General features: G+C 66.8%; 30 protein-coding genes. All 30 read left to right on the forward strand.

The window, feature by feature from the left end; genetic code table 11:
• The first annotated feature begins 130 nt into the window (after nt 1-130).
• The 30 genes from rpsJ to rplQ all read left to right on the forward strand — a co-directional run bounded on the left by rpsJ (nt 131) and on the right by rplQ (nt 16,575).
• Entirely contained in the window at nt 131-439 is a 309-nt protein-coding gene (rpsJ, locus tag MRBLWS13_RS16145) for a 30S ribosomal protein S10 (RefSeq protein ID WP_106816553.1), read from the forward strand.
• Nucleotides 440-447: 8 nt separating this feature from the next.
• Nucleotides 448-1,107, forward strand: a complete 660-nt coding sequence (gene rplC, locus MRBLWS13_RS16150; RefSeq protein WP_194414507.1) for a 50S ribosomal protein L3 — start codon at nt 448-450, stop codon at nt 1,105-1,107.
• Between the two features lie 4 nt (nt 1,108-1,111).
• On the forward strand, nt 1,112-1,774 hold the full coding sequence (gene rplD, locus MRBLWS13_RS16155) for a 50S ribosomal protein L4 (protein WP_349426349.1): 663 nt from the start codon (nt 1,112-1,114) through the stop codon (nt 1,772-1,774).
• Entirely contained in the window at nt 1,771-2,070 is a 300-nt protein-coding gene (gene rplW / locus MRBLWS13_RS16160) for a 50S ribosomal protein L23 (RefSeq protein WP_163618849.1), read from the forward strand. The genes rplD and rplW overlap by 4 nt, the downstream gene beginning before the upstream one ends.
• A 24-nt stretch (nt 2,071-2,094) precedes the next feature.
• The gene (gene rplB / locus MRBLWS13_RS16165; RefSeq protein ID WP_349426350.1) at nt 2,095-2,934 is read left to right on the forward strand and encodes a 50S ribosomal protein L2; all 840 of its coding nucleotides are present in this window, start codon (nt 2,095-2,097) and stop codon (nt 2,932-2,934) included.
• A gap of 12 nt (nt 2,935-2,946) precedes the next feature.
• Nucleotides 2,947-3,228, forward strand: a complete 282-nt coding sequence (rpsS, locus tag MRBLWS13_RS16170) for a 30S ribosomal protein S19 (RefSeq protein WP_045275479.1) — start codon at nt 2,947-2,949, stop codon at nt 3,226-3,228.
• A 22-nt stretch (nt 3,229-3,250) separates the two neighbouring features.
• A complete protein-coding gene (gene rplV, locus MRBLWS13_RS16175; RefSeq protein ID WP_349426351.1) occupies nt 3,251-3,649 on the forward strand; it encodes a 50S ribosomal protein L22 in 399 nt (132 codons plus the stop codon).
• Complete coding sequence (rpsC, locus tag MRBLWS13_RS16180; protein WP_163618852.1) at nt 3,649-4,419, forward strand: 30S ribosomal protein S3; 771 nt, start codon at nt 3,649-3,651, stop codon at nt 4,417-4,419. The genes rplV and rpsC overlap by 1 nt, the downstream gene beginning before the upstream one ends.
• Complete coding sequence (rplP, locus tag MRBLWS13_RS16185; RefSeq protein ID WP_018171451.1) at nt 4,419-4,838, forward strand: 50S ribosomal protein L16; 420 nt, start codon at nt 4,419-4,421, stop codon at nt 4,836-4,838. The genes rpsC and rplP overlap by 1 nt, the downstream gene beginning before the upstream one ends.
• Nucleotides 4,838-5,152 carry a 50S ribosomal protein L29 gene (rpmC, locus tag MRBLWS13_RS16190; protein WP_045301493.1) on the forward strand — a complete coding sequence of 105 codons (315 nt, stop codon included), beginning with the start codon at nt 4,838-4,840 and terminating at the stop codon, nt 5,150-5,152. Before rplP ends, rpmC begins: the two co-directional genes overlap by 1 nt.
• Nucleotides 5,152-5,484, forward strand: coding sequence for a 30S ribosomal protein S17 (gene rpsQ / locus MRBLWS13_RS16195; protein ID WP_163618853.1), 333 nt, complete (start codon nt 5,152-5,154; stop codon nt 5,482-5,484). Before rpmC ends, rpsQ begins: the two co-directional genes overlap by 1 nt.
• Entirely contained in the window at nt 5,481-5,849 is a 369-nt protein-coding gene (gene rplN / locus MRBLWS13_RS16200; RefSeq protein WP_163618854.1) for a 50S ribosomal protein L14, read from the forward strand. The genes rpsQ and rplN overlap by 4 nt, the downstream gene beginning before the upstream one ends.
• Before the next feature lie 4 nt (nt 5,850-5,853).
• On the forward strand, nt 5,854-6,213 hold the full coding sequence (gene rplX / locus MRBLWS13_RS16205; RefSeq protein WP_347978067.1) for a 50S ribosomal protein L24: 360 nt from the start codon (nt 5,854-5,856) through the stop codon (nt 6,211-6,213).
• Nucleotides 6,213-6,803, forward strand: a complete 591-nt coding sequence (rplE, locus tag MRBLWS13_RS16210; protein ID WP_349426353.1) for a 50S ribosomal protein L5 — start codon at nt 6,213-6,215, stop codon at nt 6,801-6,803. The genes rplX and rplE overlap by 1 nt, the downstream gene beginning before the upstream one ends.
• A 117-nt stretch (nt 6,804-6,920) precedes the next feature.
• The gene (rpsH, locus tag MRBLWS13_RS16215; RefSeq protein WP_349426354.1) at nt 6,921-7,319 is read left to right on the forward strand and encodes a 30S ribosomal protein S8; all 399 of its coding nucleotides are present in this window, start codon (nt 6,921-6,923) and stop codon (nt 7,317-7,319) included.
• A 6-nt stretch (nt 7,320-7,325) separates the two neighbouring features.
• The gene (rplF, locus tag MRBLWS13_RS16220; protein ID WP_349426355.1) at nt 7,326-7,862 is read left to right on the forward strand and encodes a 50S ribosomal protein L6; all 537 of its coding nucleotides are present in this window, start codon (nt 7,326-7,328) and stop codon (nt 7,860-7,862) included.
• A gap of 2 nt (nt 7,863-7,864) precedes the next feature.
• A complete protein-coding gene (rplR, locus tag MRBLWS13_RS16225; protein ID WP_163618859.1) occupies nt 7,865-8,224 on the forward strand; it encodes a 50S ribosomal protein L18 in 360 nt (119 codons plus the stop codon).
• The gene (gene rpsE, locus MRBLWS13_RS16230) at nt 8,221-8,913 is read left to right on the forward strand and encodes a 30S ribosomal protein S5 (RefSeq protein WP_349426356.1); all 693 of its coding nucleotides are present in this window, start codon (nt 8,221-8,223) and stop codon (nt 8,911-8,913) included. The genes rplR and rpsE overlap by 4 nt, the downstream gene beginning before the upstream one ends.
• Nucleotides 8,913-9,098 (forward strand): 50S ribosomal protein L30, encoded by a 186-nt coding sequence (rpmD, locus tag MRBLWS13_RS16235; RefSeq protein WP_018171461.1) that lies wholly within the window; start codon nt 8,913-8,915, stop codon nt 9,096-9,098. The genes rpsE and rpmD overlap by 1 nt, the downstream gene beginning before the upstream one ends.
• Complete coding sequence (rplO, locus tag MRBLWS13_RS16240) at nt 9,098-9,685, forward strand: 50S ribosomal protein L15 (RefSeq protein WP_349426357.1); 588 nt, start codon at nt 9,098-9,100, stop codon at nt 9,683-9,685. The genes rpmD and rplO overlap by 1 nt, the downstream gene beginning before the upstream one ends.
• Nucleotides 9,686-9,784: 99 nt before the next feature.
• Complete coding sequence (secY, locus tag MRBLWS13_RS16245; protein WP_349426358.1) at nt 9,785-11,107, forward strand: preprotein translocase subunit SecY; 1,323 nt, start codon at nt 9,785-9,787, stop codon at nt 11,105-11,107.
• Entirely contained in the window at nt 11,104-11,697 is a 594-nt protein-coding gene (locus tag MRBLWS13_RS16250) for an adenylate kinase (RefSeq protein ID WP_349426359.1), read from the forward strand. Before secY ends, MRBLWS13_RS16250 begins: the two co-directional genes overlap by 4 nt.
• Before the next feature lie 4 nt (nt 11,698-11,701).
• Nucleotides 11,702-12,544 (forward strand): type I methionyl aminopeptidase, encoded by an 843-nt coding sequence (gene map / locus MRBLWS13_RS16255; protein ID WP_349426360.1) that lies wholly within the window; start codon nt 11,702-11,704, stop codon nt 12,542-12,544.
• A 10-nt stretch (nt 12,545-12,554) separates the two neighbouring features.
• Nucleotides 12,555-13,253 (forward strand): thioredoxin domain-containing protein, encoded by a 699-nt coding sequence (locus tag MRBLWS13_RS16260; RefSeq protein WP_349426361.1) that lies wholly within the window; start codon nt 12,555-12,557, stop codon nt 13,251-13,253.
• Nucleotides 13,254-13,397: 144 nt separating this feature from the next.
• On the forward strand, nt 13,398-13,619 hold the full coding sequence (gene infA, locus MRBLWS13_RS16265) for a translation initiation factor IF-1 (protein WP_018171468.1): 222 nt from the start codon (nt 13,398-13,400) through the stop codon (nt 13,617-13,619).
• A 91-nt stretch (nt 13,620-13,710) separates the two neighbouring features.
• Entirely contained in the window at nt 13,711-13,827 is a 117-nt protein-coding gene (gene rpmJ / locus MRBLWS13_RS16270) for a 50S ribosomal protein L36 (RefSeq protein WP_005050492.1), read from the forward strand.
• Nucleotides 13,828-14,042: 215 nt separating this feature from the next.
• The gene (rpsM, locus tag MRBLWS13_RS16275; RefSeq protein WP_163618869.1) at nt 14,043-14,417 is read left to right on the forward strand and encodes a 30S ribosomal protein S13; all 375 of its coding nucleotides are present in this window, start codon (nt 14,043-14,045) and stop codon (nt 14,415-14,417) included.
• Between the two features lie 33 nt (nt 14,418-14,450).
• A complete protein-coding gene (gene rpsK / locus MRBLWS13_RS16280) occupies nt 14,451-14,849 on the forward strand; it encodes a 30S ribosomal protein S11 (RefSeq protein WP_018171470.1) in 399 nt (132 codons plus the stop codon).
• A 130-nt stretch (nt 14,850-14,979) separates the two neighbouring features.
• A complete protein-coding gene (locus MRBLWS13_RS16285; protein ID WP_349426363.1) occupies nt 14,980-15,969 on the forward strand; it encodes a DNA-directed RNA polymerase subunit alpha in 990 nt (329 codons plus the stop codon).
• Between the two features lie 39 nt (nt 15,970-16,008).
• The gene (gene rplQ, locus MRBLWS13_RS16290; RefSeq protein WP_349426364.1) at nt 16,009-16,575 is read left to right on the forward strand and encodes a 50S ribosomal protein L17; all 567 of its coding nucleotides are present in this window, start codon (nt 16,009-16,011) and stop codon (nt 16,573-16,575) included.
• Nucleotides 16,576-16,597 lie beyond the last annotated feature (22 nt).

Here is a 16,597-nt window from a genome sequence, read left to right on the forward strand (position 1 = left end):
ATACCGGGAGCAGCGCTTCGGCGCGACACCCGGATTGACAGCAGAACAGCGGTGCGCAAGTGCCAGGCGCAAAGCGCCACGTGCGTCCAATGCCACTGGGGTATGACGCGAGAAAGAGAGTGAGCAGACAATGGCGGGACAGAAGATCCGCATTCGCCTGAAGTCGTACGACCACGAGGTCATCGACTCGTCGGCACGCAAGATCGTCGACACCGTGACCCGTGCGGGCGCGACGGTCGTGGGCCCCGTGCCCCTTCCCACGGAGAAGAACGTGATCGCCGTGATCCGTTCTCCCCACAAGTACAAGGACAGCCGCGAGCACTTCGAGATGCGCACCCACAAGCGTCTGATCGACATCGTCGACCCGACGCCGAAGGCTGTCGACTCGCTCATGCGTCTCGACCTCCCGGCCGATGTCAACATCGAGATCAAGCTCTGAGGTTCGACATGGCTGACATCAACAACAAGGTTTCCAAGGGCCTGCTGGGCACCAAGCTCGGCATGACCCAGGTGTGGGACGAGAACGGCAAGCTCGTTCCCGTCACCGTCATCGAGATCGCGCCGAACGTGGTCACCCAGGTCCGCACGCCCGAGAAGGACGGCTACAAGGCCGTTCAGATCGCGTACGGCCAGATCGACCCCCGCAAGGTGAACCAGCCCCTGACGGCTCACTTCGAGGCCGCGGGTGTCACCCCGCGCCGTCACCTCACCGAGGTCCGCACCGCGGACGCTGCTGACTACTCACTCGGTCAGGAGCTCACGGTGGACGGCACGTTCGAGGCCGGCCAGCTGGTCGACGTCGTCGGCACCAGCAAGGGCAAGGGCACCGCGGGTGTCATGAAGCGCCACAACTTCAAGGGCGTCTCCGCTTCGCACGGTGCGCACCGCAACCACCGCAAGCCCGGTTCGATCGGCGCCTCGTCGACCCCGAGCCGCGTCTTCAAGGGCATGCGCATGGCCGGCCGTATGGGTGGCGAGCGCGTGACCGTCCTCAACCTCAAGGTGCACGCCGTCGACGCCGAGAAGGGTCTGCTGCTCGTCAAGGGCGCCGTCCCCGGCGCGCGTGGCCGCATCGTCTACGTCCGCAACGCAGTGAAGGGTGCCTGATCACATGGCTGACTCGACTCTCGCGCTCGACGTCGTGAAGGCAGACGGCTCGGCTGCTGGCTCGGTCCAGCTCCCGGCCTCGATCTTCGACGTCAAGACGAACATCCCGCTCATCCACCAGGTCGTCGTCGCGCAGCTCGCGGCGGCTCGCCAGGGCACCCACTCGACCAAGCGTCGCGGTGAGGTCTCGGGCGCCGGCCGCAAGCCCTTCAAGCAGAAGGGCACGGGTAACGCCCGCCAGGGCTCCATCCGCGCGCCGCAGATGACCGGCGGTGGCATCGTGCACGGCCCGAAGCCGCGCGACTACTCGCAGCGCACGCCCAAGAAGATGATCGCCGCCGCCCTGCTGGGCGCGCTGAGCGATCGTGCTCGTGGCGAGCGTCTGCACGTCATCGACACCTTCGGCATCGAGGGCGCCCCGTCGACGAAGGCCGCTACGACGGTCTTCAACGCACTGGGAGCGACCAAGAACGTGCTCGTCGTCGTGGACCGCGACGACGACCTCGCGGTGCTGAGCGTGCGCAACATCTCGTTCGCCCACGTGCTGCCGTTCGACCAGCTCAACGCGTACGACGTGATCGTCTCGGACGACATCGTCTTCACCAAGGCCGCCCTCGACGCGTTCATCGCGTCGAAGACCGCCGTCACCGAGGAGGCCTCGGCATGACCGCCGTTTACAAGGACCCGCGCGACATCATCCTGAAGCCGGTCGTTTCGGAGAAGAGCTACGGGCTCATCGACGAGGGCAAGTACACCTTCCTCGTCGACCCCCGCGCTTCGAAGACCGAGATCAAGCTCGCGATCGAGAAGATCTTCGGCGTCAAGGTCGCAGCGGTCAACACGCTCAACCGCACGGGCAAGGCCCGTCGTACCCGCTTCGGCACCGGCAAGCGCAAGGACACCAAGCGCGCCATCGTGACCCTGAAGTCGGGCACCATCGACATCTTCACGGCAGTCGGCTGACGGTCGGGATAGAGGACTAGAGATATGGCTATTCGCAAGTACAAGCCCACGACCCCGGGTCGCCGCGGCTCGTCGGTGGCCGACTTCGCCGAGATCACCCGATCGACGCCTGAGAAGTCGCTCCTCCGCCCGCTCAGCAAGACCGGTGGCCGCAACAACCAGGGCCGCATCACCACGCGTCACATCGGTGGTGGCCACAAGCGTCAGTACCGCGTCATCGACTTCCGTCGCAATGACAAGGACGGCATCAACGCCAAGGTCGCTCACATCGAGTACGACCCCAACCGCACCGCGCGCATCGCGCTCCTGCACTACTTCGACGGCGAGAAGCGCTACATCCTCGCGCCGAACAAGCTGTCGCAGGGCGACATCGTCGAGTCGGGCGCCTCGGCTGACATCAAGCCGGGCAACAACCTGCCGCTGAAGAACATCCCCACCGGTACCGTGATCCACGCCATCGAGCTCCGCCCCGGCGGCGGCGCGAAGCTGGCGCGCTCGGCCGGTACGTCGGTTCGCCTCGTGGCGAAGGACGGCCCGTACGCCCAGCTGCGTCTGCCCTCGGGCGAGATCCGCAACGTCGACGCGCGCTGCCGTGCGACCGTCGGCGAGGTCGGCAACGCCGAGCAGTCGAACATCAACTGGGGCAAGGCCGGCCGCAACCGCTGGAAGGGCATCCGCCCGACCGTCCGCGGTGTCGCGATGAACCCGGTCGACCACCCCCACGGTGGTGGTGAGGGTAAGACCTCCGGTGGTCGTCACCCGGTTTCGCCGTGGGGTCAGGCCGAAGGCCGCACCCGTCACGCGAACAAGGAAAGCGACAAGTACATCGTCCGTCGTCGCAACGCCGGCAAGAAGCGGAAGTAGGAGTAGAGGAAGATGCCTCGCAGCCTTAAGAAGGGCCCCTTCGTCGACGAGCACCTGCTTCGCAAGGTCGTCGTCCAGAACGAAGCCGGCACCAAGAACGTCATCAAGACCTGGTCGCGCCGTTCGATGATCATCCCGGCCATGCTGGGTCACACCATCGCCGTGCACGACGGACGCAAGCACATCCCCGTGTTCGTGTCCGAGACCATGGTCGGCCACAAACTGGGCGAGTTCGCGCCCACCCGCACCTTCCGCGGCCACGTGAAGGACGACAAGAAGGGCCGCCGCCGCTGACGCGGGGGCAGAGGAGAGAGAAATGGTGGAGTCCATCGCACGCGTGCGACACATCCGCGTGACCCCTCAGAAGGCTCGTCGTGTCGTCGCGCTCATCAAGGGCAAGCAGGCTGAGGAGGCCCTGGCCATCCTCAAGTTCGCGCCGCAGAGCGCGAGCGAGCCGATCTACAAGCTCGTCGCCGCCGGAATCGCGAACGCTCGCGTGAAGGCAGACAAGGACGGCGAGTACCTGGACGAGCAGGACCTGTACGTGGCCAACGCGTACGTCGACGAGGGCACGACGCTCAAGCGTTTCCGCCCCCGCGCGCAGGGTCGTGCCTTCCAGATCAAGAAGCGCACCAGCCACATCACCGTCGTGCTGTCGACCCCCGAGGTCACCGACACGACGCCGGCTGCCAAGACCAAGAAGGCGAGCAAGTAATGGGACAGAAAGTCCACCCCTACGGCTTCCGCCTCGGTATCACGACCGACCACGTGTCGCGCTGGTTCTCGGACTCGACGAAGCCCGGTCAGCGTTACGCCGACTACGTCGCCGAGGACATCAAGATCCGCAAGCTCCTGCAGACCCAGCTCGACCGGGCCGGCGTGAGCAACATCGAGATCGAGCGCACCCGTGACCGCGTTCGCGTCGACATCCACACCGCCCGCCCGGGCATCGTGATCGGTCGTCGCGGCGCCGAGGCCGAGCGCATCCGCGCCGACCTCGAGAAGCTCACCGGCAAGCAGATCCAGCTGAACATCCTCGAGGTCAAGAACCCCGAGGCCGACGCTCAGCTCGTCGCGCAGGGCATCGCCGAGCAGCTCACCGCTCGCGTGGCGTTCCGCCGCGCGATGCGCAAGGGCCTGCAGGGCGCCCAGCGCGCCGGCGCCAAGGGCGTCCGCATCCAGGTCTCCGGCCGCCTCGGCGGCGCCGAGATGAGCCGCTCGGAGTTCTACCGCGAGGGTCGTGTGCCGCTGCACACGCTGCGCGCGAACATCGACTACGGCTTCTACGAGGCGAAGACCACCTTCGGCCGCATCGGCGTGAAGGTCTGGATCTACAAGGGCGACCTCACCAACAAGGAGCTCGCTCGCGAGCAGGCCAACCAGAAGCCGGCCCGCGACCGCGGCGACCGTCGCGGCCCCCGCGACCGTGGCGACCGTGGCGACCGCCGCAACGAGGCCCCCGTGGCAGAAGGAGCATCGGCGTAATGCTTATTCCCCGCAAGGTCAAGTACCGCAAGCAGCACCACCCGGGTCGCTCCGGCCAGGCCACCGGCGGCACGAAGGTCTCCTTCGGCGAGTTCGGCATCCAGGCCCTCACGCCCGCGTATGTGACGAACCGTCAGATCGAGTCCGCTCGTATCGCGATGACCCGTCACATCAAGCGTGGCGGCAAGGTGTGGATCAACATCTACCCCGACCGTCCGCTCACCAAGAAGCCGGCCGAGACCCGCATGGGTTCCGGTAAGGGTTCGCCCGAGTGGTGGGTCGCAAACGTCAAGCCGGGTCGCGTCCTCTTCGAGGTCGCCGGCGTCAACGAGGAACTCGCTCGTGAGGCCCTGACCCGCGCAATCCACAAGCTGCCCCTGAAGGCACGCATCATCAAGCGCGAGGAGGGCGACGCGTAATGGCGATCGGCACCAAGACGCTCGCTCCGAGCGAGCTCGACACGTTCGAAGACCAGCGCCTCGTCGAGGAGCTGCGCAAGGCCAAGGAAGAGCTGTTCAACCTGCGCTTCCAGTCGGCTACCGGCCAGCTCGAGAGCCACGGCCGCATCCGTGCGGTCAAGCGCGACATCGCGCGGCTCTACACCGTGATCCGTGAGCGCGAGCTCGGCATCCGTGCCACTCCCGCTCCGCTGGAGACGGCGACGAAGGCGAAGAAGACGAAGGCCAAGAAGGCGGATGCCGCTGACGAGGCCGCGAAGGAAGAGGCCGAGTAATGGCTGACACGAAGAAGGCCGCCGACGCGGTCGAGACCAAGGGTCACGAGTCGTCCGAGCACGATGTGCGCGACGTCGACGCCCGCGGCTACCGCAAGGCCCGCCGCGGCTACGTCGTCAGCGACAAGATGGACAAGACCATCGTCGTCGAGGTCGAGGACCGCGTGAAGCACCCGCTGTACGGCAAGGTCATCCGCCGCACCTCCAAGGTGAAGGCGCACGACGAAGGCAACACGGCCGGCATCGGTGACCTCGTGCTCATCAACGAGACCCGCCCGCTGAGCGCCACGAAGCGCTGGCGTCTGGTCGAGATCCTGGAGAAGGCCAAGTGATTCAGAACGAGTCCCGCCTCAAGGTCGCCGACAACACGGGCGCCAAGGAGCTGCTCACCATCCGCGTTCTCGGCGGCTCGAACCGCCGTTACGCGGGCGTGGGTGACATCATCGTGGCCACCGTCAAGGACGCGATCCCGGGCGGCAACGTCAAGAAGGGCGATGTGGTCAAGGCCGTCATCGTCCGTACCGTCAAGCAGACCCGTCGTGCCGACGGCTCTTACATCAAGTTCGACGAGAACGCCGCCGTGATCCTGAAGAGCGACGGGGAGCCCCGCGGCACCCGTATCTTCGGACCGGTCGGCCGTGAGCTTCGCGACAAGAAGTTCATGAAGATCGTCTCGCTCGCACCGGAGGTGATCTGACCCCATGGCCAAGATCAAGAAGGGTGACCTGGTTCAGGTCCTCAACGGCAAGAAGCAGGACAAGGGCGGCGACCGCGGCAAGCAGGGCAAGGTCCTCGAGGTCCTCGCCGACCAGAACCGCGTCATCGTCGAGGGCGTGAACTTCGTCACGAAGCACAACCGCGTCGGCCAGTCGCAGCGCGGCACCAAGACGGGCGGCATCGAGACGATGGAAGCCCCGATCCACATCTCCAACGTCGCCGTCGTCGACCCCTCGACCAAGAAGCCGACCCGCGTCGGCCACCGGGTCGAGGAGCAGACGAAGGACGGCGTGAAGCGCACCGTCCGCGTGCGCTACGCGAAGAAGTCAGGCAAGGACCTCTGATGAGCACCGCAACTGCCGCGCCGGCTGGCAAGATCCAGCCGCGCCTGAAGCAGAAGTACAACACCGAGATCAAGAAGGCTCTGCAGGACGAGTTCGGCTACGCCAACGTCATGCAGACGCCCGGCCTGGTCAAGGTCGTCGTGAACACCGGTGTCGGCGAGGCAGCTCGCGACAGCAAGGTGATCGATGGCGCGGTCGACGACCTCACCAAGATCACCGGTCAGAAGCCGGTCGTGACCAAGGCCCGCAAGTCCATCGCGCAGTTCAAGCTGCGCGAGGGTCAGGCCATCGGCGCGCACGTCACCCTCCGGGGCGACCGCGCGTGGGAGTTCATCGACCGTCTCGTCAACCTCGCCCTGCCCCGCATCCGCGACTTCCGCGGCCTGTCGGGTGCGCAGTTCGACGGCAACGGCAACTACACGTTCGGTCTCCAGGAGCAGTCCGTGTTCCACGAGATCAACCAGGACAAGATCGACCGCGTCCGCGGCTTCGACATCACCATCGTGACGTCGGCGAAGACGGATGCCGAGGGCCGCGCGCTTCTGCGCCACCTGGGCTTCCCGTTCAAGTCGGACGACGCGCAGGCGTGATCCTCGCGGGATGCCGCCATGTGCGGCATCCCGCATCCCACAACTGAATACGGCAATCATGGAAGGTCGTCTGGCGTGTAACGCCAGCCGATACCTCGTGAACAAAGGAATCAACAAATGACAATGACAGACCCGGTCGCAGACATGCTGACCCGTCTGCGCAACGCGAACTCGGCGCACCACGACTCTGTGTCGCTGCCGAGCTCCAAGCTCAAGACCCACATCGCCGAGATCCTCAAGCAGGAGGGCTACATCTCCGCGTGGGAGATCAACGACGCCCGCGTCGGCCAGACCCTCACGCTGACGCTCAAGTACGGCCCGAACCGCGAGCGGTCGATCGCCGGCATCAAGCGCGTCTCGAAGCCCGGCCTCCGCGTCTACGCGAAGTCCACCGAGATCCCCCGCGTCCTCGGCGGCCTCGGCGTCGCGATCCTGTCCACCTCCTCTGGCCTCCTCACGGACCGCCAGGCCGAGCAGAAGGGCGTGGGTGGGGAAGTCCTCGCCTACGTGTGGTGATCTGACATGTCGCGAATCGGTCGTCTTCCGATCGACATCCCCGCCGGCGTGACCGTTTCGGTCGATGGCCAGGATGTCGCCGTCAAGGGCCCCAAGGGCGAGCTCGCGCTCACCGTGGCCCGTCCCATCGAAGTCAAGGTCGAAGAGGGCCAGGTCATCGTGACCCGTCCCGACGACGAGCGCGCCTCGCGTTCGCTCCACGGCCTGACCCGCACGCTCATCAACAACAACATCATCGGTGTCACCCAGGGCTACACCAAGGGTCTCGAGGTCGTCGGCACGGGTTACCGCGTCGCGCAGAAGGGCACGGCGGTCGAGTTCGCTCTTGGCTTCTCGCACCCCGTCCTGGTCGACCCGCCCGCGGGTATCACCCTGACCGTCGAGGGCAACAACAAGCTCACGGTCTCGGGCATCGACAAGCAGGCCGTCGGCGAGGCCGCCGCGAACATCCGCAAGATCCGCAAGCCCGAGCCGTACAAGGGCAAGGGTGTGCGGTACGCCGGCGAGGTCGTTCGTCGCAAGGCCGGAAAGAGTGGTAAGTAACCATGGCTGTCAAGACAAAGACTCAGGCGCGTTCGCGTCGTCATGCCCGCCTGCGCAAGAAGGTCGTCGGCACCGAGCTGCGTCCGCGCCTCGTCGTCACCCGTTCGGCCCGCCACGTCTTCGTGCAGGTCGTCGACGACAGCAAGGGCCACACCGTGGCCTCGGCCTCGACTCTCGAGACCGATCTGCGCACGTTCGACGGTGACAAGACCGCCAAGGCACGCAAGGTCGGTGAGCTCCTCGCGGAGCGTGCCAAGGCCGCCGGTGTCTCGGACGTCGTGTTCGACCGTGGCGGCAACCGCTATGCGGGCCGTGTCGCGGCGATCGCCGACGGCGCCCGCGAGGGAGGTCTGAACCTGTGAGTGACAACAAGGAGAACATCGTGACCGCAGAGGCACCTGCCGAGGCTCCGGCCGAGGCCGCCGCGACGGCGCCCGCCGAGCGCGAGCGCGAGCCGCGCCGCGGTGGACGCGAGCGCAACCAGACCCGCGGTGACCGCGGTGGCCGCGACCGCAACGAGAGCCAGTTCCTCGAGCGCGTCGTCACCATCAACCGCGTGTCGAAGGTCGTCAAGGGTGGTCGTCGCTTCAGCTTCACCGCGCTCGTCGTCGTCGGCGACGGCAACGGTGTGGTGGGCGTCGGCTACGGCAAGGCCCGTGAGGTGCCCCTGGCGATCTCGAAGGGCGTCGAAGAGGCCAAGCGGAACTTCTTCCGCGTGCCGCGCGTCGGCTCGACCATCCCGCACCCCGTGCAGGGTGAGGCCGCTGCCGGTGTGGTGCTCCTGCGCCCGGCCGCTGCCGGTACCGGTGTCATCGCCGGTGGCCCGGTGCGTGCCGTGCTCGAGTGCGCCGGCATCCACGACGTGCTGTCGAAGTCGCTCGGCTCGTCGAACACGATCAACATCGTCCACGCGACGGTGGAGGCCCTGAAGCAGCTCGAGGAGCCCCGTGCGGTCGCCGCGCGTCGCGGTCTCGACTTCGACCAGGTCGCCCCCGCCCGTCTCGTCCGTGCCGAGGCTGAGGCCGCGGCCGCTGCGAAGGCAGGTGTCTGATGGCTGCGCGTCTGAAGGTCACGCAGGTCAAGTCCAAGGTGAGTGAGAAGCAGAACCAGCGCGACACGCTGCGTTCGCTCGGTCTGAAGCGGATCGGCGACTCCGTCGTCCGTCCCGACGACGCGCAGACGCGCGGTTACGTGCGGACCGTCGCCCACCTCGTGAAGGTTGAGGAGATCGACTGATGGCTGAAAAGGCCGAGAAGAACGAAGCCGTCGTGGCTGAGGCGCCCAAGAAGGCTCCTGCCAAGAAGGCTGCTGCCAAGAAGGATGCCGCCCCCAAGGCTGCCGCCTCGAAGAAGGCTGCTCCCAAGAAGGACGTCCCGGCTTCACGCCCGGGCGTGCTGAAGGTGCACCACCTGCGTCCGGTCCCCGGCTCCAACACGGCGAAGACCCGTGTGGGTCGCGGTGAGGGCTCGAAGGGCAAGACGGCGGGTCGCGGTACCAAGGGTACGAAGGCCCGCTACCAGGTCAAGGTCGGCTTCGAGGGTGGGCAGATGCCGCTGCACATGCGCACCCCGAAGCTCCGCGGCTTCAAGAACCCGTTCCGCGTCGAGTACCAGGTCGTGAACCTGGACAAGCTCGCGGAGCTGTACCCGGCCGGTGGCGACGTCACCGTCGGCGACCTGGTCGCCAAGGGTGCAGTGCGCAAGAACGAGAAGGTCAAGGTGCTCGGCACCGGCGACATCTCGGTGAAGCTCACCGTGTCGGTCGACAAGGTCTCGGGTTCCGCCGAGCAGAAGATCGTCGCCGCGGGCGGCACCGTCAAGTAATACGCGCACAGTGGGGGTCGGAGCTTGCTCCGGCCCCCACTGGGTTACCCTGGACGTCGGCACGTCTGCGTGCCGATGCCCCCCTCTGGAGGAATCCTCTTGTTCAGCGCCATCGCGCGGATCTTCCGCACACCCGACCTGCGGCGGAAGATCGCATTCACCCTGGCGATCATCGCCCTGTACCGCTTCGGTGCGCACATCCCGGCGCCGTTCGTCGACTTCCCGAACGTGCAGACGTGTCTGCGGGCCTCGGAGGGCACCGAGGGACTGCTGTCGCTGGTCAACCTGTTCTCGGGCGGCGCACTGCTGCAGCTGTCCATCTTCGCGCTGGGCGTCATGCCGTACATCACGGCCACGATCATCGTGCAGCTGCTGCGCGTGGTCATCCCGCACTTCGAGACCCTCTACAAGGAGGGCCAGTCGGGCCAGGCGCGCCTGACGCAGTACACGCGCTACCTCACGATCGCGCTGGCGCTCCTGCAGTCGACGACGCTCGTCACCGTGGCCCGCAGCGGCCAGCTCTTCGGGACCACCGGTGTTCCCGAGTGCGAGCAGCTCCTCACCAATGACGTGTGGTGGGCTCAGCTCCTGATGATCATCACGATGACCGCCGGTACCGGCCTCATCATGTGGTTCGCCGAGCTCGTCACCGAGCGCGGCATCGGCAACGGCATGTCGCTGCTGATCTTCACCTCGATCGCCGCGGCGTTCCCCGCCTCGATGTGGGCGATCTGGCAGTCCAAGGGCTTCGAGGTCTTCCTGCTGGTGCTCGCGGTCGGCATCGTCGTCGTCGCGCTCGTGGTCTATGTCGAGCAGTCCCAGCGCCGCATCCCGGTGCAGTACGCCAAGCGCATGGTGGGTCGCCGCACGTACGGCGGCACCAACACGTACATCCCGATCAAGGTGAACATGGCCGGCGTCGTGCCCGTCATCTTCGCATCGTCGCTGCTGTACATCCCGGCCCTCATCGCGCAGTTCAACCAGCCGCAGGCAGGCGAAGAGGTCCCGGCCTGGGTGGCCTGGATCCAGCTGTACCTCGTGCGCGGCGATCACCCGCTGTACATGGCGCTGTACTTCCTGCTCATCGTCGGGTTCACCTACTTCTACGTCGCGATCACGTTCAACCCGGTCGAGGTCGCCGACAACATGAAGAAGTACGGCGGCTTCATCCCCGGCATCCGTGCGGGCCGTCCGACGGCCGAGTACCTCGACTACGTGCTGACGCGCATCACGCTCCCGGGCTCGATCTACCTGGGTCTGATCGCACTGCTGCCGCTGATCGCACTGGCCACGGTCGGCGCCAACCAGAACTTCCCGTTCGGCGGCGCCTCGATCCTCATCATCGTCGGCGTCGGCCTCGAGACGGTGAAGCAGATCGACGCACAGCTCCAGCAGCGCCACTACGAAGGGCTTCTCCGATGACCCGTCTTCTCATCGTCGGACCGCAGGGCTCCGGCAAGGGCACGCAGGGCATCCGCATCGCGGAGGCGTTCGGCATCCCCACCGTCTCGACGGGCGACGTCTTCCGCGGCGCCGTCTCGGCGGGCACGGAGCTCGGCCAGCAGGTGAAGGCCATCATCGAGGCGGGCGATCTCGTCCCCGACGAGCTGACGAGCGCGGTCGTGCGCGACCGCCTGTCTCAGCAGGATGCCGCTGACGGCTTCCTCCTCGACGGCTACCCCCGCAACGTCGCCCAGGTCATGCACCTCGACGAGTTCCTCGAGGGCCGTGACGAGGAGCTCGACGCGGTCATCGAGCTCGACGTGCCGCGCGACGAGAGCATCGCCCGCATCTCGCTGCGCGCTGCCGAGCAGGGCCGCAGCGACGACACCGAAGAGGTCATCGCCAACCGTCTCGCGATCTACGAGCGCGAGACGGCGCCGATCCTCGACGTGTATCGCACGCGCGGCATCGTGGACCGGATCGACGGCATCGGCTCGCTGGACGAGATCACCGACCGCATCATCGCGGCGCTGGAAGCGCGCGGCCTCAACCGCGCCGCCGCCGCCTGATCCCGTGTCGCTGCGCCGTTCGATCTACAAGTCGCCCGCCCAGCTGCGGGCCATGGTCGAGCCCGGGCTGATCACGGCCGCGGCGCTCGACGCCGCACGCAGTCTGATCGCCCCGGGCGTGACGACGGCGGAGCTGGACGCCTCGGCATCCGCTCTCATCACGGCACGGGGTGCGAAGTCGAACTTCCAGATGGTGCGCGGGTACCGCCACACCATCTGCGCCTCGGTCAACGAAGAGGTCGTGCACGGCATCCCGGGTGATCGCGTCCTCGCCCCCGGCGACATCGTGTCCATCGATGCGGGGGCCGAGTACAAGGGCTGGAACGGCGACTCGGCGTTCACCTTCGTGCTGCCCGACGGCGCCCGACCCGAGGTCGTCGCCGAGCGCCGGCAGCTCTCGGACGTGACCGAGGGGTCCCTGTGGGCCGGTATCGCGGCACTGGCGTCGGCGAAGCACATCGGTGAGATCGGCACGGCCGTGCAGCAGTACATCGAGGCGAACTCGCCGGAGTCCGGGACCTACGGCATCCTGCGCGAGTACGTGGGTCACGGCATCGGCCGCAAGATGCACGAGTCGCCTTCGGTGTTCAACTACCGCGTTCCGGATCCGGGACCTGAGGTGCGCCCGGGGCTCGTCCTCGCGATCGAGCCGATGGTCGTGATCGGCGATCAGGCCACCTTCGTCGAGGACGACGGCTGGACCGTCTCGACGCTCGACGGCACGGCGGGCTCCCACTGGGAGCACAGTGTGGCCGTGCACGAGGACGGAATCTGGGTGCTCACGGCACCCGACGGCGGTGCCGCGGGCCTTGCGCCCTTCGGCGTGACCCCGCGCGAGATCGCCTAGGAGGCGCGAGATGGCACAGGCAGCACGCAAGACGAACTGGTTCGCGATCTGGGTGACGGCGGGCGTCGCGGTCGCCCTCGTGCTCGTCGTCGTCCTGGTGGTGACGCTGAACAACGCGGCGACGCCCAAGCCGCTGCCCACCGAGGTGAACCCGCCGTCGTCAGCGGGCATCGACAGCGAGACCGGCGCCATCCTCGTCGGCGACGGCGAGGACCGCCTCGACACGTACATCGACTTCATGTGCCCTGTCTGCAACCAGTTCGAGCAGGTGTACGGCGCGGAGATCGAGGGGATGGTGAACGACGGCAGCATCACCCTCGGCATCCACCCGATCTCGATCCTCGACAGCCAGTCGAGCGGCACCCAGTTCTCCACGCGCGCGGCGAACGCCGCGTACTGCGTCGCGGACGCAGACCCCGACGCGTCGCTGCCGTTCCTGCAGGCGATGTTCGCGAACCAGCCTGCGGAAGGCTCCTCGGGTCTCACGAACCGCGAGATCCTCGACATCGCGTCGGGCGTCGGCGTGACGGGCATCGACTCGTGCGTCAACGACGGCACCTACGCCGGCTTCGTGACCGAGATGACCGCGCAGACGCCGATCCAGCCCGGATCGCAGGGGATCGGCACGCCGACCGTCGCCGTCAACGGCGAGGTCATCGCGAACTCGACGCTGCCCGCGGCCGGTGAGCTCGCGACGCTCTTCGACTGACAGTGAGCACGGCGGCACCGAGTTGCCGCGGCATCCACTATCACGTATGCTTGATCTTTGGTGCGTTGCGCCTTCATTGGCGTGTCGTAGCACCGAACCCCATCCACCGCAGACCGACCGGTCTGCACAAGTGTTAGCGAGCGTATGGCGAAGAAAGACGGTGTCATCGAGATCGAGGGCGTCGTGTCCGAGGCGCTGCCCAACGCGATGTTCCGCGTTGAGCTCTCCAACGGACACAAGGTTCTTGCCACGATCTCAGGCAAGATGCGGCAGAACTACATCCGCATCATCCCCGAGGACCGTGTCGTCGTGGAGCTGTCGCCCTACGACCTCACCCGCGGGCGCATCGTCTACCGCTACCGCTAGACCGGTCGAGAAGTAACGCCCCAGTGCTTCGACAGGCTCAGCAACCGAGCCGAGAAGCCTGCCCGGCGAAGACAGCGAATCAGGAAAGAACATGAAGGTCAACCCCTCCGTCAAGCCCATCTGCGACCACTGCAAGGTCATCCGCCGCCACGGTCGCGTCATGGTGATCTGCAAGAGCAACCCGCGTCACAAGCAGCGCCAGGGTTGATTCGCGTCGGGTCAATGCGAGCGCCAGCGAGCGTTGATGCGATCCCGAATCAAGGTTGAGCGAGCGAAGCGAGTCGAAACCCCGCGACGCACGACAGTCTCCACAACTGAACACATCACAGGCAGGATCAGAACCTCTCCGGAGGGGACACCTCGGGCGGAGGCCCGGGCACCGATCCTGCTCCACACCTCCACTCACTCCACAGGAGAAACCGCATGGCACGTCTTGCCGGCGTTGACATCCCGCGCGACAAGCGCGTGGTGATCGCCCTCACGTACATCTACGGCGTGGGCCGTACCCGCTCGAACGAGATCCTCGCAGCAACGGAGATCGACGAGAACATCCGCGTCAAGGACCTCAGCGACGACCAGCTCATCGCACTCCGCGACCACATCGAAGGCAACTACAAGGTCGAGGGCGATCTTCGCCGCGAGGTCGCCGCCGACATCCGCCGCAAGGTCGAGATCGGTTCCTACGAGGGTATCCGCCACCGTCGCGGCCTCCCGGTGCGCGGTCAGCGCACGAAGACGAACGCCCGTACCCGCAAGGGCCCGAAGCGCACCGTCGCCGGCAAGAAGAAGGCGCGCTAAGGCGCGGTCCCCAGGGTTTAGGAGAGAACGCACATGGCACAGGCCAAGTCCGCCGCGCGCAAGCCGCGCCGCAAGGAGAAGAAGAACATCGCGTTGGGCCAGGCCCACATCAAGTCGACGTTCAACAACACGATCGTCTCGATCACCGACCCGTCGGGCGCTGTCATCAGCTGGGCGTCGTCGGGTGGCGTGGGCTTCAAGGGCTCGCGCAAGTCGACGCCGTACGCCGCCGGCATGGCCGCGGAGTCCGCTGCCCGCCAGGCGCAGGAGCACGGCGTCAAGAAGGTCGACGTCTTCGTGAAGGGCCCGGGCTCGGGTCGCGAGACCGCGATCCGCTCGCTCACGGCCGCCGGCCTCGAGGTCGGCTCGATCCAGGACGTGACGCCGCAGGCCCACAACGGCTGCCGTCCGCCGAAGCGCCGCCGCGTCTGACATCCCCTTTTTCACGGATGCCGGAGCCCCCGCCCATGCGGGCGGCGGCTCCGGCATCCCTCGAGTAAAACTCAACACCTCACCCACCGCACGTGTCATATAGCGGGCACGTGATCGAAAGGAACACATAGTGCTCATCGCACAGCGTCCCACTCTGACCGAGGAGAAGATCGGGGAGTTCCGCAGCCGCTTCATCATCGAGCCGCTGGAGCCCGGCTTCGGTTACACGATCGGCAACGCGCTGCGTCGCAGCCTCCTGTCATCCATCCCCGGTGCCGCAGTGACGTCGATCCGCATCGACGGCGTCCTCCACGAGTTCAGCACCATCCCGGGTGTGAAGGAGGATGTCACCGAGATCATCCTCAACATCAAGCAGCTGGTCGTCTCCAGCGAGCGCGACGAGCCCATCACCGCGTACCTGCGCAAGACCGGCGCCGGTGAGGTCACCGCCGCCGACATCTCCGCGCCGGCCGGTGTCGAGGTGCACAACCCCGAGCTCGTCATCGCGACGCTCAACGACACCGCCAAGTTCGAGCTCGAGCTGACCATCGAGCGTGGCCGCGGCTACGTCTCGGCGACGCAGAACCGCAACGAGTACGCCGAGGCCGGCCAGATCCCGGTCGACTCGATCTACTCGCCGGTGCTGAAGGTCTCGTACCGCGTCGACGCGACGCGTGCCGGTGAGCGCACCGACTTCGACAAGCTCGTGCTGGACGTCGAGAGCAAGTCCTCGATCGCCCCGCGTGACGCCGTCGCCTCGGCCGGTCGCACCCTGACGGAGCTCTTCGGCCTGGCCCGCGAGCTCAACGTCGAGGCCGAGGGCATCGAGATCGGCCCGGCGCCGGTCGAGACCGTCCTCTCGAACGAGCTGTCGATGCCGATCGAGGACCTCGACCTGTCGGTGCGTTCGTACAACTGCCTCAAGCGCGAGGGCATCAACACCGTGTCGGAGCTCGTCGCCCTCTCGGAGACGCAGCTCATGAACATCCGCAACTTCGGGCAGAAGTCGGTCGACGAGGTGCGCGACAAGCTCGTCTCGCTCGGCCTGTCGCTGAAGGACTCGGTCCCCGGGTTCGACGGCGCGCACTTCTACGGCGGCTACGACGACGAGACCGTCTGAGTTCCGGACCCCCCGAATCTGATCCTGGAGTAACAAAGAATGCCCAAGCCCACGAAGGGTCCCCGCCTCGGAGGCGGCCCCGCCCACGAGCGTCTGCTGCTTGCGAACCTGGCCGCTGCGCTGTTCACCCACAAGTCGATCAAGACGACCGAGACCAAGGCCAAGCGCGTGCGTCCGCTCGCCGAGCGACTGATCACGTTCGCCAAGCGCGGCGACCTGCACGCGCGTCGTCGCGTGCTGTCGGTCATCGGTGACAAGTCGGTCGTGCACGAGCTCTTCACCGAGATCGCGCCGCTGGTCGCGGACCGTGAGGGCGGCTACACCCGCATCACGAAGGTCGGCAACCGCAAGGGTGACAACGCGCCCATGGCCGTCATCGAGCTCGTCCTCGAGCCCGTGACGAAGAAGCCGTCCGCGAAGAAGGCCGCTGCCGCGAAGGCCGCTCCGGTCGCCGATGGGGCCCCCGCCGAGGAGACCCCCGCCGAGGAGACCCCCGCCACCGACGAGGCCGCCGAGGCCGGCGCCGAGTCGCCGGAGGAGGGCGCCGCCGCCGAGGCTGCTGCCGAGGACGCCGTCGAGGCTCCCGCCGAGGAGAAGTCCGAGTAATCGGTCACCCTTTGCATCGCCA

This window comes from Microbacterium sp. LWS13-1.2 (assembly GCF_040144835.1).
Taxonomy (GTDB): Bacteria; Actinomycetota; Actinomycetes; order Actinomycetales; family Microbacteriaceae; genus Microbacterium.

Excerpts from the sequence above, each read along its gene's own strand:
- rpsC (WP_163618852.1), top strand. The coding sequence starts at position 3,649 with ATGGGACAGAAAGTCCACCCCTACGGCTTCCGCCTCGGTATCACGACC.
- MRBLWS13_RS16250 (WP_349426359.1), top strand. The coding sequence starts at position 11,104 with ATGACCCGTCTTCTCATCGTCGGACCGCAGGGCTCCGGCAAGGGCACG.
- rplE (WP_349426353.1), top strand. The coding sequence starts at position 6,213 with ATGAGCACCGCAACTGCCGCGCCGGCTGGCAAGATCCAGCCGCGCCTG.
- rplF (WP_349426355.1), top strand. The coding sequence starts at position 7,326 with ATGTCGCGAATCGGTCGTCTTCCGATCGACATCCCCGCCGGCGTGACC.
- MRBLWS13_RS16260 (WP_349426361.1), top strand. The coding sequence starts at position 12,555 with ATGGCACAGGCAGCACGCAAGACGAACTGGTTCGCGATCTGGGTGACG.
- rplO (WP_349426357.1), top strand. The coding sequence starts at position 9,098 with ATGGCTGAAAAGGCCGAGAAGAACGAAGCCGTCGTGGCTGAGGCGCCC.
- rplV (WP_349426351.1), top strand. The coding sequence starts at position 3,251 with ATGGTGGAGTCCATCGCACGCGTGCGACACATCCGCGTGACCCCTCAG.
- rplP (WP_018171451.1), top strand. The coding sequence starts at position 4,419 with ATGCTTATTCCCCGCAAGGTCAAGTACCGCAAGCAGCACCACCCGGGT.
- rplC (WP_194414507.1), top strand. The coding sequence starts at position 448 with ATGGCTGACATCAACAACAAGGTTTCCAAGGGCCTGCTGGGCACCAAG.
- rpmC (WP_045301493.1), top strand. The coding sequence starts at position 4,838 with ATGGCGATCGGCACCAAGACGCTCGCTCCGAGCGAGCTCGACACGTTC.
- rpsH (WP_349426354.1), top strand. The coding sequence starts at position 6,921 with ATGACAATGACAGACCCGGTCGCAGACATGCTGACCCGTCTGCGCAAC.
- infA (WP_018171468.1), top strand. The coding sequence starts at position 13,398 with ATGGCGAAGAAAGACGGTGTCATCGAGATCGAGGGCGTCGTGTCCGAG.
- rpsJ (WP_106816553.1), top strand. The coding sequence starts at position 131 with ATGGCGGGACAGAAGATCCGCATTCGCCTGAAGTCGTACGACCACGAG.
- rplW (WP_163618849.1), top strand. The coding sequence starts at position 1,771 with ATGACCGCCGTTTACAAGGACCCGCGCGACATCATCCTGAAGCCGGTC.
- rpmD (WP_018171461.1), top strand. The coding sequence starts at position 8,913 with ATGGCTGCGCGTCTGAAGGTCACGCAGGTCAAGTCCAAGGTGAGTGAG.
- rpmJ (WP_005050492.1), top strand. The coding sequence starts at position 13,711 with ATGAAGGTCAACCCCTCCGTCAAGCCCATCTGCGACCACTGCAAGGTC.
- rpsM (WP_163618869.1), top strand. The coding sequence starts at position 14,043 with ATGGCACGTCTTGCCGGCGTTGACATCCCGCGCGACAAGCGCGTGGTG.
- rplR (WP_163618859.1), top strand. The coding sequence starts at position 7,865 with ATGGCTGTCAAGACAAAGACTCAGGCGCGTTCGCGTCGTCATGCCCGC.
- rpsK (WP_018171470.1), top strand. The coding sequence starts at position 14,451 with ATGGCACAGGCCAAGTCCGCCGCGCGCAAGCCGCGCCGCAAGGAGAAG.
- rplD (WP_349426349.1), top strand. The coding sequence starts at position 1,112 with ATGGCTGACTCGACTCTCGCGCTCGACGTCGTGAAGGCAGACGGCTCG.
- rplB (WP_349426350.1), top strand. The coding sequence starts at position 2,095 with ATGGCTATTCGCAAGTACAAGCCCACGACCCCGGGTCGCCGCGGCTCG.
- rpsQ (WP_163618853.1), top strand. The coding sequence starts at position 5,152 with ATGGCTGACACGAAGAAGGCCGCCGACGCGGTCGAGACCAAGGGTCAC.
- rpsS (WP_045275479.1), top strand. The coding sequence starts at position 2,947 with ATGCCTCGCAGCCTTAAGAAGGGCCCCTTCGTCGACGAGCACCTGCTT.
- rplX (WP_347978067.1), top strand. The coding sequence starts at position 5,854 with ATGGCCAAGATCAAGAAGGGTGACCTGGTTCAGGTCCTCAACGGCAAG.
- rplQ (WP_349426364.1), top strand. The coding sequence starts at position 16,009 with ATGCCCAAGCCCACGAAGGGTCCCCGCCTCGGAGGCGGCCCCGCCCAC.